The following is a 13,361-nucleotide window of genomic DNA, read 5'->3' as shown; positions in this document are numbered from 1 at the left end:
CAATAAGGAGGCCGCGGCATGAAACCTCTGAAATCCGTCAATCTGTTTCCGGTATTCTCGGAAATTCAGACAGCAGCAACAGCCCAGCAATTACGAGATGAACGGATCGCTTGTCAGAACCATCTGATCGAGATGCGTCATGACATGGAGCTGAGAGAGTGGATCGCATCCGTCAATACGATGCACGATCTGATTGGACAGCGTGCCGCGGCAATCTGTGAGCAGGACATGTGGGAGGCTGGCTTGGGCCGGCCTCCTGCGCGTTATGCGTTTGTTGCTTTTGGCAGCAGCGGAAGGCAGGAAGCTACGTTGTGGAGTGATCAGGACAATGGACTGATCATTGGTGACGAGCTGGAGGAGGATCAGCTCCCTTTTTTTCGGGAATTTGGCCTTCGGCTGGCGAATCTGCTGGAGGATGCAGGCTATCCCAAATGTTCGGGAAAGGTAATGTGTTCGGAACCATTATGGAGCAAAAAGCTTGGCGATTGGAAAAATCAGATCAGCGAGTGGTGTGAAGACCAGCAGTGGGAGCCGATTCGCAATTTCATCATCGCCTCGGATCTCCGTCATGTAGCAGGAGATGGCAAACTATCGGAGGAATGGATTGACCATTTCCGAAGCTCTGTCGAGCTGCACCCGAGCATCGGCAATGCCGTGCTGCGAAACACGGTCAAGCATAAGGCAACGCTAAATGTCATGGGACGAATTGTGACGGAGCGGTTTGGTGAGCATGCCGGTGAATTTGACGTGAAGTATGGCGTCTATATTCCGCTTGTGAACAGCATTCGCACGATGGCGCTGCAAAGAGGCATCATCGAAACCTCAACGCAAAAGCGCATGGAGAAGGTGATGCTGCTTGAGGGCGGCAACCTCCTGCTGGAAAGCGTGCAGCGTGCTTTCTTGACGGCGCTTCGGCTGAGAAATAACACGCCCCATAGGCTGGAGAACGGGCTGATCATCAGCAGCGGGTATATCCCGCAGGAGCAGCTCAAGAACAAAACCATGCAGTACGAGCTCCGCGATACGCTTGGTGTGGTCAGACGGATACACCGGTCATTGCAGCGAGAGCACCGTTTTGCGGAGAGGAGGAACCCATGACTGAACCGGGACAATCGAACGGTGGGTTCTGGAGATCACTCCGCTTGGGTGACTTTAATTCCGCCATCGCCTCCATGCGCGGCGCACAGACAGCGCAGCAGCTGGCCTTCATCCGATCCCAGATGAAGGATAACCGGAGGCCGGAGGTTCTGGGTACCCCGCTGGACGAGTTGGAGGTTGTCGTATTTGATCTGGAGTCGACGGGGTTCAATCACCAGCACGGTGATGAAATTTTGTCATTCGGTGCAATCAAGGTCATCGGCGAGCAAGTGATCGAGAACGAAACCTTTCATATGATCGTTAACAGCGGTGCTCCTGTTCCTCCATTCATTGCTGAGCTGACGGGAATTACGCAGCATATGGTTGATGCAGCCCCGCCTTTAATGGAGGGGCTGCATGATTTCATGGCATTTATCGGAGGCAGGGTGCTTGTTGCCCATGCCGCTGCGCATGACCGTGGATTCCTGAACGCAGCCTTGTGGAAGACATCGAAGGTCCGATTAACCCATCGGCTCCTCGATACGATGATGCTCGCACAGAGATTATATCCTGAGCAGAAGGACTACAGTCTGGATGAGCTGCTGCGGAGCAGCGGCATCCCGGTGGAGGGCCGGCATCATGCTCTGTCCGACGCGCGCATGACTGCCCGGTTGTGGGCGGATTATATGAAAGAAATTCAAGCGCGCGGCCATGCAATCACCCTGGGAGATTTGTATGTCTATCTAAGCGGGGCATAACCTCAAACATGATGGATGCAGCAATAGCCTATTACCCTATTTGATCTGGCAAGGAATCGGGGTGAGGGAATAGAACTCCGCTGCCGGACGAACCCAGGAATTTGACGGTAGATCGCTGTCTAATTCGGCGGTTTCTTTTTCCCGCATAATTTTGTAGGCATAAAGCTGTAATGGTTTCAAGCCGGGAGCGTTTGGAGCTGCAGGAGATCCGATGGCATACACCTGAAGCAATCCGCCGAAGGATGGGAGCTGCAGCAGATCCTCGCCGGACGGCTCAGGGGATGTGTGCGGGTGACTGTGAAACAAACCGATGATTCCTTTTTCAGTTAACACCAAGCGGGTCCATTGAACAGGGTCCAGATGAAAAGAATGCAGCGGAAACTCCGCTGTATTTTTTACGGGGATAAATTGCGTAACAGTTACCGATCGGCTTATTGCGCTAGAGTGCCCGATAAGGACGCCACAGGCTTCCTCTGGCAGACAATCGTACGTATAGTCCGATATATGCTGTTGTACTGCCGCGTGCAGCAGAAGCTGCTCCAGGGCCATGTCAGACGGGTTCATCTTTTTCCCTCCCGGGCTATAATTGAAGTTGATCGCGTGTTTGAAAGATCAGGGTTTCAGGGTACAATAGGGACTATAAGTGCGTGTTCAAAAAGGTTGATTTTCAGCACCGAAGCTTATGCTTCCGATGTGCGTTTTTTCAAAACGCTTCAGTTGGATGAAGCTAGGGAGTGAGGAGCGGAGCGTACGTTTTGGGTACGTGAGCACCGGAAGGCCCGGCTGAATTCAAGATTCGATGCCGAGCTGCTTCCTGATTCGCTTCGTGTTAGATATAGAATTTATGAATTATCAGTGGAACTGATGAAATTCTATATCGCAAGAAAACCTACCTATCCATCGCGGTCGCTCATCCTTGAAGTGGCCTCGATAGAGGTTTTCTTATCAAAAGCGGACTTTTTGAACAACCTCTATAACTAAGTTTAGCAAAGGAACCTATACCTATGAAACGAAATATCATCATTCTCGTCCTGCTTGTTGTTGTGGCAGGCGCTGTAATCTATAACCAAGCCGGCGACAACATTCAAGCTGTCTTCACGCAGGAGAAGCCGCTCCCGACGGAGACAGGCGCCAAGGCTGGACTGCTTGCCCCCACCTTCACCTTGAAGGGGATGGACGACAAGATCTATGCCGGCGGCGGAGCGCGCGATAAAGCAATGGTCGTCAATTTTTGGGCATCATGGTGTGAACCGTGCAAGCAAGAAGCCCCGGAACTCGACAAGTTGGCGGCGGAATATGCAGATGAGCTGGAAATCTACGGCGTGAACGTGTCCAAGTATGACAATGAGAAGAAAGCGCGTCAATTCGTTAAGGATTTTGAACTTCGGTATCCGATCCTTCTCGATCCCAAAGGAGAAGTGTTCGAGGAGTTGTATAAAGGCCAGGTCTTCCCAACGAATGTGCTGATTGATCGAAACGGCGTGATCCAGGAAATCATTCTGGGAGCTCCGGATCCCAAGGATCTTCGCAAGAAGGTAACCAAGCTGTTGAATTAGCTGTGAAGCGAAAGGCGGCGGAAACACCAAAAAAGCGCGGCCACCATGTTCATGACATGGCGGATACGCGCTTTTTATATTTGGATACAGTCTTAGTGATTAACCAACCCTTGTCTAGTCGCGGACTCATGCACCTGTTCCGGTGAGATTTGGCCGAGTAGCGCATAGCGCATACTGTCCACCAGGGCTTCCCAGCTCGCCTCAATGACGTTGCTGGAGACCCCGACGGTGTTCCAGGAATTCTCAAAGTTCTTGGACTCGATCAGCACCCGTACTTTGGCTGCCGTCGCATCCTTGTCATCGAGCACCCGTACCTTATAGTCAGCGAGATGCATTTCCTTGAGTGTCGGGAAGTATTGGACCAGCGCTTTACGCAGCGCGTTGTCAAGCGCATTGACCGGACCGTTGCCTTCTGCCGCAGTGTAGATGCTCTCACCGGCAACGTTGACTTTAACGAAGGCTTCGGAGACAACCGGTTGCCCGGCTGATTTCTCTACCAGCATTTTGAAGGATTCGAAGGTAAACAGCTCCTTAAGCTCTCCGTTCGCTTCCCGAAGAAGCAGCTCCAGGGAGGCGTCCGCGCCTTCGAATTGATATCCTTCATGCTCAAGATCCTTGATTTTTCCGATAATATGCTTGGATTGTTCACTAGCCGGATCAAAGTCAAGACCCATGTCTTGCGCCTTCGATACGATGTTGCTCTGTCCTGCAAGCTCGGACACAAGCACGCGCTGCTTGTTTCCGACTTTCTCCGGTTCGATATGCTCGTACGTTCTGGAATCGCGCAGGATCGCCGAAACATGGATGCCTCCCTTATGGGCAAAGGCAGCGTTGCCCACATACGGCTGGTTAACCGGCATATTGACGTTGGCGATTTCACTGATATACCGTGCGGTATTTGTCAGCGTGCGTAGGTTATCGTCTCCGATGCACTCATAGCCCAGCTTCAACTGCAGATTCGGGATGATGGAGCAGAGGTTGGCATTCCCGCAACGTTCCCCATAACCGTTCATCGTTCCCTGCACATGCTGGACACCAGCCTGTACGGCACTCAGGGTGTTGGCAACGGCAAGCTCGCAATCGTTGTGGGTGTGAATGCCGAGTGGAGCGCCGGGCAATGGACCCGCTAAAGATGTAACAATGTTCGAGATCTCGTGCGGGAGACTGCCGCCGTTCGTATCGCACATGACAAGCCAATCAGCGCCTGCCTCTCGTGCTTTGGACAATACGGCAACAGCATATTCGGGATTATTCTTATAGCCGTCAAAAAAGTGCTCGGCATCAAAAATCACTTCGAGGCCTTTTTGCTTCAGGAAAGCGATGGAATCATAGATCATCGCCAGATTCTCTTCGAGTGTCGTCTGAAGCGCCGTATGGACGTGGAAATCCCATGACTTCCCGACCAAAGTGGCGGCAGAAACGCCGGATTCCAAAATCCGAAGCAGATTGGCATCCTGGTCGGCGATGGAGCCTTTGCGGCGAGTGCTGCCAAACGCGGTTACTTTTGAGGTTAAGCCGAGATCCTGGACTCTTTTGAAAAATTCGATGTCCTTGCTGTTGCTTCCCGGGATACCGCCTTCAATATAATGAACACCAAGAGCATCGAGTTTCTTGGCGATTTTGACCTTGTCGTCCGCCGACAAGCTGATTCCTTCGCCTTGGGTTCCGTCGCGAAGTGTCGTATCAAAGATGGAAATGGACTTAGACATGATGTCCTCCTTTGGGTGTCCGGGATTGGACCGTATTGTTTATAATTTTGTATTATAACATTTCTTTGCGGGAAAGTAACAGAGTAAAAAACAAGCCTTACCCACAGAGGCTTATTCTTGACCCGTGTTAAGGGTAACGATATGCTGGAGGCGTTGGTGAAGCCTTCATGATTCCTCATGGATAATGACATGAAGACACTTCATTGACTAAAGAAGATATAATGGAACGGAGTTTATGACATGATTCAATATTCTAATGATCAGGTGACGATTTTTCAAAGTGCGTTATTTCAGACCACATCAACGGTAATCCAGCTGGATGAGAGTATCATTATCATCGATCCGACCTGGTTGCCGCACGAAATCGATGAGATTCGAGAACATGTTAACGCGGTTCGGGGAAACAGGGAATGTTATCTCATCTTCACGCATGGGGACTACGACCACATTATCGGATATAAGGCTTTCCCGGACGCCAAGACGATTGGGAGTGCCGGACTCAGAGATGACCCGGAAAAAGGGGATAAACTGAAATCAATTCGTGATTTTGATGCTTCCCACTATATTACTCGCGATTATCCCATAGAATTCCCGGTACTTGATATGGTTATCGAGGAAGATGGACAACAGCTCGCAATGGGCTCCACAACGCTTACGTTCTATAGAGCACCGGGACATACGGCCGACGGCTTGTTTACTGTGATTGATTCCGTGGGCGTATTTGCAGCCGGTGACTATTTATCTGATTTTGAGCTTCCATTTATCTTCCAAAGTGCGAGGGACTATGAAGGAACGATTCGCCAAGCTGCAAGGATCCTGAAGGAGCATCCGGTTGCTTTGCTCATCCCTGGGCATGGCCGGCATACGACAAGCCGATCTGAGATGAATCGAAGAGTGGAGGCAGCCCGGAGCTATCTGGAACGACTGCGTCAGGCTGTTATGGATGGCGATGATACGGCTCTTGACCAGCTGAGGCAGGAGCACGGATTTGTCTCCGAATTCACGGCGAAGTGCCATAAGGAAAACGTGAGAATCATTCAAAATGAACTTCAAGATGAGGGCAGCAATAAGACTTAAGTAGAACCGTGCCGAAGAAAGAAGGAATTCTGCGTGGGACATATCGACCATTATTATCCGGCCAGTGGCCGCGTTATACTTCATGTGGATATGAATGCTTTTTACTGTTCTGTACACGAAGCGGAGGAGCCGGAACTTTACCGGGGCAAGCCCACGGCTGTCGCGGGCAGCATCGAGCTGCGAAAAGGCGTCATCGTCACCTGCTCCTATGCTGCACGGTCACTCGGGATCCGCACAGGAATGAACGTGAGACAGGCGCTGCGGATCTACCCTGACCTGATGATCATCCAGCCGGATTTTCATCTGTACCGCAAGTATTCCAATGCATTTATGAATATAGCTTATGCCTATACGCCGCTGCTCGAAGCAACTTCGATTGACGAATGTTACCTGGATATAACGGGATCAAAGCAGTTCGGAACCCCCCTGGATATCGCCCGGGAGATCCAGGAGCGCATTCGCGAGGAGTTGTCGCTGCCTTGCTCCGTCGGCATTGCTCCGAATAAATTGCTGGCCAAGATGGCCTCGGACATGAAAAAGCCCAACGGGCTATCCGTGCTGCGGATACGGGATGTCCCGCAGGTACTCTGGAACAGACCCTGCGCAGAGCTGTTTGGCATCGGGAGCAAGACAGCCGACAAGCTGCGTAAGTTGAACATCCAGACGATCGGACAGCTGGCCGCTGCCGATGAAGGCCTGCTGACCTCGACTTTTGGCGTAATGGGGTCATGGATGAAAAGGGCAGCCAGCGGCATCGACCATGCTCCTGTCGTTGCAGAGCGGGAACAGAGCAAATCGATCGGACACACGACCACGCTCCCGCAGGATGTTACTTCGGCGGAGGAGGCGCGAAGGGTGCTGCTGAATCTGAGCGATCAGGTAGCGCGCCGGCTCCGCAGGCAGGGTCTAATGACCAGCGGCATTCAGATCACGCTGCGTACACCGGATATGAAGACCATCACCCGGTCGAGGCATCTGGCCATTCCGACGGAAAATACCGAGGATATCTACCGGGAAGCGTGCGAGCTGTATCACCGGCACTGGAAGCAGGACAAGCCGCTTCGTCTGCTTGGCGTTACGCTGCAGCAGCTTATCGCGAAGGAGGAATCCGCCATTCAGCTGGATTTGTTCGATTACGAGAAACAGCCAAAGAAAGAATCGCTGACCCGGGTCATGGACGAGCTGCGCAATAAATTCGGCGAGAGTGCGGTGCTGACCGCCGGCATGCTGGGAGATGACCCGTCGTCCTTAATCCGCAATCATAAGCGGAGAGGTACATCTTTACAGATGGATTTTGTAAGGGATCTGGGGAACGATAATAAAAATGCCGTTCAGCCGCCCGCGAAGGACCCGGACCGCGATTAGCCTTTTTTTTGATAGTTGAAGCTCCTTCATTTCCTTTGAAAATAACAAATTATTGTCGGAAAATGTTAGGAAATATATTTGTATTCCTAAAAAAATTGTATTAATATATGTAGATGGTGGCGGGAGACCGTCAGCTTATACTATGTTTATAGAGATGTTTATAGATATACAGGAGGAAGAGAGACTATGGCGAAGTTTACTTGGGTAGATAAAGATACCTGCATTGCTTGCGGCGCATGCGGAGCAACGGCACCCGATATTTACGATTACGACGACGAAGGCTTGGCAGAAGTTATTTTTGACGGAGACAACAACCGCGGGGTAACTGAAATTCCGGAAGATATGCATGATGATATGCTGGATGCCTGCGATGGCTGCCCAACAGATTCAATTCGGATTGCTGACGAGCCGTTTAACGCAGAATAACCAATACCGCTTTAAGCCCTGATATTCCATCTTGAACTTATACCGACGCCCTCTGCCCGACAAAGGCAGGGGGCGTTTTTTCGTATCCGACGATTCATACATAATTGGAGCATTTATTCCGATATACAGGATAATAGAGGCAAAAATGTCATAAAAGGAGGCTCCCGAATGAACAATTCGCTGTACCTCAAAAGGTATGTGGAGACGCATCCTGATAATAAAATGGCCTGGTACCTGCTGGGGAAGGAATATGAGCAGGCCGGCGAACAGGGCAAGGCAAATTACTGCTACAACAAGGCAGAAGGGGTCTATGAAGCCTTCGAGCTTAGTCAGGTCCCGTCCGATATATGGAAAAATTACGAACAGCGTTTATTGGAGATGGAGAGGGACAAGGACCGCAGGCGAAAAAGAACCCGGCGTTTGCTTGCTGCGCTGGTGTTATTGCTGCTGGTATTCCTTCCTCCAGCCCAGGCACCGGGCTCCGTTCCGGGGGATTTTGCATCAGATGTGTTTCCGCCAAATGAGCCGGTATCCGCCACGGCCGTTAACAAAGAGAAGCGGGATTCGCGTAAAGAACCGCTGTATACCGCCGTTTCTTCCGGTCAGGGGAAGGATTCCGCCGGAGCCCTGTCCTCATTGCTTCGGCATCCGCAGGCATTGCCGAATTGGTCGGTTGCGCTGGGGATGAAGCAATCGGGCAAGTGGCAGTTATGGAGCAAGGACATGGAACGTTTATACGGATTGCATCGGGATGCTAAAGGCGCCATTGCGATCCAGCCATATGAAGGAGCGGCATTGGAGTGTGATTGCGAGCCTGCGGATAGTTCGCAGCTTAAGCGGAGCGCGGGGCAATGGGCGGATCTGCAAGTCGAGACGGCCGTGCTGCAGGAAGCGGCCAACCAGTATAAGGCTCGTCATGGACGTCTGCCTAAAGGCTTGAATGAACTGACGCAGCCGTATCCGAATAATTGGCTGTCCGGCCGTTCGAAAGCAATGGAGGAGATGTTCGGAGCATTAATGAAGCATAAGTCCCAAGGAACTGGCGGCCCTAAGGACCAGCCGGGGCAGCAGCCTGGGAACGACCCGGAGGAGATTGGATATTGGGGGACTTCGCCGAACGGGGAACCTTTTTTTGAGCAGCCGCTTCAGGTCATCATTGACCGGAAACATCATCGGCTTGCTGTTGTCAGCGGCACCGTCATGCTGCGCAATTATGCGGTGGGGCTTGGAGGAGCGAAAACGCCGCTGGGTGATTTTCATATTAATGACAAGGTTGTTAATCCGAACAGGACCACGAAGGGCCCCTATGGGACGCGGGGAATGCAGCTGTCCGATACGCAATACGCGATACACGGGACGCTAGATGTGGACAGTATCGGAGCGAATGAATCTGAGGGCTGCATCCGTATGCTTAAAGAGGATGTGGAGGAGTTGTTTGATCTGGTTCCGATGGGAACCGTCGTGAAAATTCGGGAAGGGGTTCTGCCCGAGGACCTGTGGACGCCGAAAGAGCGTTTTAAGCTCAAGCTTGCCCAGGGGCAGACCAACCCCAATAAGGTGTATCACTGGCTGGATTAAGGCTGGGCGATCACAATCAGAACGATAATCAGGATAATAAGAAGAGCGATGCCGGAGCTTATCCATAGTATGGCCTTCTTATTAACCTCTTCTTTTTTCTGCTGCAAGGTCGGAGGCTTACGTTTGGCTGACATGTCTTTCCCCTCTTTCTCTTCATGATCATGAAAATGATTTGTACAATCCTCCTTTATTGTAAGGGGTTTGTCCCGAAATTGCCATATCGCTTTCTCGTCAGGACGATCGCCCGGTTTATGCTGAAGAACTTTCTTTTTGAGGCAGAAACGGATAAACTGAAGGATAGAGAAATAACTGGATGAGAGGAAGAGTGGATGTGCTGTACCGCAACATAGGCAAACCTATATTTTTTAAACTCGATCCCGAGAAAGCTCACCACCTTGTGGTTGGCGGCCTTGGACGTGCCTCCGGCGTGGTCGGCGCAGACGCTGTCATGCGAGGGATGTACGGTGTTAGCGAAACACCGGATTTGGCGGTGGACCTGTTCGGGCTTCATTTCCCGACACCGGTCGGACTTGCCGCCGGGTTAGATAAAAATGCCCAGGCCGTCAAAGGTTTCTCCTCCATAGGCTTCGGATTTATGGAAGTAGGAACGGTGACCCCGAAGGGACAACCGGGCAATGAACAGCCGCGATTGTTCCGGCTTCCTCCGGATGAGGCACTCATCAACCGGATGGGTTTCAACAACGAAGGGGCCGAGGCGATGGCAAAAAGGCTGTCCGCACTCAAGGAACGCCGTATTCCGGTTGCCGTCAACATCGGAAAGAACAAGGCGACTCCGAACGAGAAAGCCAACGGTGATTACGAAGCTTGCATTCAAGCTTTATTTCCGTATGGCGACTTTTTTGTTGTCAACATCAGTTCCCCGAATACGCCGGACTTGCGCAGCCTTCAGCATGGGAGCGAATTGTCATCCTTGCTGGAAGCCGTGAAGAACGAAATGTCCCGCCAAGCCAAGATCCATGGAGGCGAGAAGGCCGTCCTGGTGAAGATTGCGCCGGATGTGAGTGATGAGGAACTGGAATTCATGGTGGATACGATTAGTGCAAGCGGCGTTTCCGGCATTATCGCCACGAACACGACGCTTTCCCGGGATGGCCTGACGCACAGTAACGCCAAAGAAACCGGCGGCCTTAGCGGCAAACCGCTGCGTAACCGATCGACGGAGATCGTATCCCGGATTTACAAGCAGACCGGCGGTGCGCTTCCGATTATCGGGTCTGGCGGAATTTTTACGGCAAGTGATGCTTATGACAAAATACGCGCGGGCGCAAGCCTGGTGGAAATTTATACAGCACTTATCTATGAAGGGCCTGAGGTGAACCGCAAGCTTCATTCCGGTCTCCGGGAGCTGCTTGCACGGGATGGCTTCAGCCATATTTCCGAAGCCGTCGGGGCTAATCATCGGTAAAGGGTAAAGACAGGAGGCAAGGCGATGGACGTTAGAGACTGGGGGACATTTTTGCTTCCGTATGAGCAGACCGTTGAGGAATTGAAGGTTAAATTCAAGACGATGCGTTCCGAACTGAAAAAACGGGAGGAATACGCACCGATCGAATTCGTAACGGGTCGGGTCAAACGGATCTCGAGCATACTGGACAAGGCGAAACGCCTCGATGTGCCGATGGACGAGTTGGAAACCGGGATTGAGGATATCGCAGGCATTCGGATTATGTGTCAGTTCGTGGAGGATATCCGGCGGGTAGCCGAATATATCCGGGCACGGAAAGACCTGACTGTATTATACGAGAAGGACTACATTACCAATTTCAAAGAGAGCGGCTATCGGAGCTTTCATATGATTATCGAATATCCGGTGCAAACGGCTTTGGGGCAAAAGAAGGTGCTTGCCGAAATTCAGATCCGCACGCTGGCTATGAATTTCTGGGCTACGATTGAGCATTCCCTTAGCTACAAGTACCGGGAAAGCCTTCCGGATGACATTCGGGCACGGCTGAAGAAGGCCGGAGAAGCGGCGAATACGCTGGATACGGAAATGTCGAGCATCCGGGAGGATATATTGGAGGCGCAGCGGCAGTTCGAGGACGATTCCAATATTACGACACAGGTGCTGAACGCGATTCACAAGCTGTATTTCTTCCATCTGGTCAATGAGGCAATTGCTTTTCAGAGCCGGTTTAACGCGATATTTCAGGATCATGACATGGATGCGATGAAGGTGCTTCTGGATGAGGTGAAGGAGCTGCTGGCCGAAGCCAAGAAGAAAGTAAACGAGCATGAGCTATGAACCGCTGTATGTCGCTTACCTCGTTTACTTTAACCGTGATCGGGACTACTTCGAATGTCATGAAGTGTTAGAGGAACTGTGGCTCGCGCGGGATCGTGATCCAAGGTATAAGGGACTTCTGCAAGTGGCTGTCGGGCTTTTTCATTTCCGGAACAACAACGTAAGAGGAGCATTTAAAATGTTCACAAGCGCTGTATCCCGACTCGGGAGTTATCCCGGGGATGAGCTGGGGATCTCGATGGGGAGGCTGGTAAGCGAAGTACGTGACTATGCCAAGCAGCTGGCGTCGTATGACGTTCGTCCATTTCCCTATAGGGATTTGACGATCGAAATTGGGGATACTGAGCTTAAGCAGGCAGTTCGGTTGGCATCGGAGCGCATCATGCCGAACATTCCGCAGCGGCGAAAGCCGGAGCGGGCACATTCCAAGTAACTTTAGGAACAAGTGAAAAAAGAGCTGCCCGTCTGTAGAGGGATCTACTTTTGGGCAGCTCTTTTTTATATGACCATTTAGGATTAAGATTCGGTACCTTTGTATTTATCATCGATGAACTGTTTGATTTCCTCGACGGATTTTCCTTCGTCATGAAGCCGTTTGGCATCCTGCAGCTCGGTCAGGCAGATGCCGCATTGAGCGCCATGGTCCGTCCATTTGACTTCGCCGTCCTGGTTCTCGGCAATGAAGCAGCGATGAAGGGAATCGTGATAGCCGTTCTCCTCGTCCATGCAGCCGCAATAACATTTGATTTCCTTCATGATGTCTTCTAATTCTCCGACCGTGGCATAGGTTGCTTGCGTATTGTCGGTATAGCTCGACAAGAACTTCGGCATAACTGTCATGCTGGCTGTTGTCTCATATCGTTCAGAATCGGCGCCGTGCTGATGCCCGGCAGCGGATTCTTTACCGCCGCATGCGGTCAGCAGCATGCCCGAAATGATAAAGGTAAAGAGGATGGCGCGAGTGCGGTTCATTTCGTCACGCTCCCTTTATATTTATCCAGGATTTGCTTGAATTCATCGATGGAATAGCCTTCACTGGAACCTTCCGGTTTCAATCCGCCGACCATGCGTTCTTTCTCTACACCGTTCTCGAAGTAGACCAGCGTCGGGGTGAACTCAATGTTGTACTCTCTCCAGCCTTCCTGATACTCGCGAAGGTTGTACTGGTGCATGGTAATTCCAGCATCATCCGCCAAAGGCATCAGTTCCGGGGTCGTCGCACGGCAGTGCGGACAGTCGGATGCAAAGAAGTACACGAAGAAGTTCTCTTTGTTGTCAACCTTGTTCTTCAGCTGATCCGGCAAAATGATTTGCTGGTAGTTCGGATCATTAAGGAGTTCTTGCGTAGCCGGGTTCAGGCTGGAGACCTTCTTGCCCCCGTACAATTCGCTTGCTTCTCCTTGACCGTTCAAGAAAATGAGTGCAGCAATCAATAAGACGAAGACTCCGCCGAAGGCGTATAATGCGGTGTATTTATTCTTTTTTTTGCGGTTCATGGATCCACCCCCTAATGATTAATAATAAATAAGGACTTGTCCTTTTTAATGTAGTT

At 51.3% G+C, this 13,361-nt stretch carries 15 protein-coding genes; 10 read left to right on the top strand and 5 right to left on the bottom strand.

The features are described from left to right. Nucleotides 1-18: 18 nt before the first annotated feature. Together ACOZB4_RS05370 and ACOZB4_RS05365 are read left to right on the top strand one after the other, a co-directional pair. Complete coding sequence (locus ACOZB4_RS05370; protein ID WP_379414304.1) at nt 19-1,098, top strand: DUF294 nucleotidyltransferase-like domain-containing protein; 1,080 nt, start codon at nt 19-21, stop codon at nt 1,096-1,098. Further along, nucleotides 1,095-1,835, top strand: a complete 741-nt coding sequence (locus tag ACOZB4_RS05365) for a 3'-5' exonuclease (protein ID WP_379414305.1) — start codon at nt 1,095-1,097, stop codon at nt 1,833-1,835. Before ACOZB4_RS05370 ends, ACOZB4_RS05365 begins: the two co-directional genes overlap by 4 nt. A 36-nt stretch (nt 1,836-1,871) precedes the next feature. Here ACOZB4_RS05365 and ACOZB4_RS05360 read toward each other — a convergent pair whose 3' ends face one another. Next, on the bottom strand, nt 1,872-2,399 hold the full coding sequence (locus tag ACOZB4_RS05360; protein WP_379414306.1) for a M67 family metallopeptidase: 528 nt from the start codon (nt 2,397-2,399) through the stop codon (nt 1,872-1,874). A 440-nt stretch (nt 2,400-2,839) separates the two neighbouring features. On the opposite strand from ACOZB4_RS05360, the gene ACOZB4_RS05355 reads away from it, so the two are divergent. Next, on the top strand, nt 2,840-3,391 hold the full coding sequence (locus ACOZB4_RS05355) for a TlpA family protein disulfide reductase (protein ID WP_379414307.1): 552 nt from the start codon (nt 2,840-2,842) through the stop codon (nt 3,389-3,391). Nucleotides 3,392-3,483: 92 nt separating this feature from the next. Here the strand turns inward: ACOZB4_RS05355 and cimA are convergent, their stop codons facing one another. After that, complete coding sequence (cimA, locus tag ACOZB4_RS05350; RefSeq protein WP_098747981.1) at nt 3,484-5,100, bottom strand: citramalate synthase; 1,617 nt, start codon at nt 5,098-5,100, stop codon at nt 3,484-3,486. 240 nt (nt 5,101-5,340) lie between these two features. Between cimA and ACOZB4_RS05345 the strand changes: the two genes are divergently transcribed. The 4 genes from ACOZB4_RS05345 (at nt 5,341) to ACOZB4_RS05330 (ending at nt 9,546) form a co-directional block, all read left to right on the top strand. Beyond that, a complete protein-coding gene (locus ACOZB4_RS05345; protein ID WP_379414308.1) occupies nt 5,341-6,177 on the top strand; it encodes an MBL fold metallo-hydrolase in 837 nt (278 codons plus the stop codon). Nucleotides 6,178-6,210: 33 nt separating this feature from the next. Further along, entirely contained in the window at nt 6,211-7,542 is a 1,332-nt protein-coding gene (locus ACOZB4_RS05340) for a DNA polymerase IV (RefSeq protein ID WP_339291265.1), read from the top strand. 186 nt (nt 7,543-7,728) lie between these two features. Beyond that, a complete protein-coding gene (locus tag ACOZB4_RS05335) occupies nt 7,729-7,968 on the top strand; it encodes a ferredoxin (RefSeq protein WP_009594795.1) in 240 nt (79 codons plus the stop codon). 168 nt (nt 7,969-8,136) lie between these two features. Further along, nucleotides 8,137-9,546: a L,D-transpeptidase gene (locus tag ACOZB4_RS05330; RefSeq protein ID WP_379414309.1), complete on the top strand. Its 1,410-nt coding sequence runs from the start codon at nt 8,137-8,139 to the stop codon at nt 9,544-9,546. On the opposite strand, the gene ACOZB4_RS05325 is transcribed toward ACOZB4_RS05330, so the two are convergent. Continuing rightward, nucleotides 9,543-9,680, bottom strand: a complete 138-nt coding sequence (locus ACOZB4_RS05325; protein WP_015736685.1) for a hypothetical protein — start codon at nt 9,678-9,680, stop codon at nt 9,543-9,545. The two genes, ACOZB4_RS05330 and ACOZB4_RS05325, sit on opposite strands and share 4 nt — an antisense overlap. 197 nt (nt 9,681-9,877) lie before the next feature. Between ACOZB4_RS05325 and ACOZB4_RS05320 the strand changes: the two genes are divergently transcribed. Genes ACOZB4_RS05320 through ACOZB4_RS05310 form a run of 3 tightly spaced genes read left to right on the top strand, consistent with a single transcriptional unit; the run spans nt 9,878 to nt 12,242 of the window. Beyond that, entirely contained in the window at nt 9,878-10,972 is a 1,095-nt protein-coding gene (locus ACOZB4_RS05320) for a quinone-dependent dihydroorotate dehydrogenase (protein ID WP_201259441.1), read from the top strand. A gap of 24 nt (nt 10,973-10,996) precedes the next feature. Then, on the top strand, nt 10,997-11,809 hold the full coding sequence (locus tag ACOZB4_RS05315) for a GTP pyrophosphokinase (RefSeq protein ID WP_076325749.1): 813 nt from the start codon (nt 10,997-10,999) through the stop codon (nt 11,807-11,809). After that, nucleotides 11,799-12,242, top strand: coding sequence for a DUF309 domain-containing protein (locus ACOZB4_RS05310; protein ID WP_379414310.1), 444 nt, complete (start codon nt 11,799-11,801; stop codon nt 12,240-12,242). Before ACOZB4_RS05315 ends, ACOZB4_RS05310 begins: the two co-directional genes overlap by 11 nt. Before the next feature lie 83 nt (nt 12,243-12,325). Here the strand turns inward: ACOZB4_RS05310 and ACOZB4_RS05305 are convergent, their stop codons facing one another. Both ACOZB4_RS05305 and ACOZB4_RS05300 read right to left on the bottom strand, forming a co-directional pair. After that, a complete protein-coding gene (locus ACOZB4_RS05305) occupies nt 12,326-12,781 on the bottom strand; it encodes a PCYCGC motif-containing (lipo)protein (protein ID WP_379414311.1) in 456 nt (151 codons plus the stop codon). Next, complete coding sequence (locus ACOZB4_RS05300; protein ID WP_379414312.1) at nt 12,778-13,305, bottom strand: thioredoxin family protein; 528 nt, start codon at nt 13,303-13,305, stop codon at nt 12,778-12,780. Before ACOZB4_RS05300 ends, ACOZB4_RS05305 begins: the two co-directional genes overlap by 4 nt. Nucleotides 13,306-13,361 lie beyond the last annotated feature (56 nt).

The sequence above is a fragment of the Paenibacillus sp. NPDC058898 genome (assembly GCF_049316025.1).
Lineage (GTDB): Bacteria > Bacillota > Bacilli > Paenibacillales > Paenibacillaceae > Paenibacillus_AQ.
The sequence above is the reverse complement of the archived record's forward strand: the minus strand, read 5'-3'. Positions and strand labels throughout refer to the sequence as shown.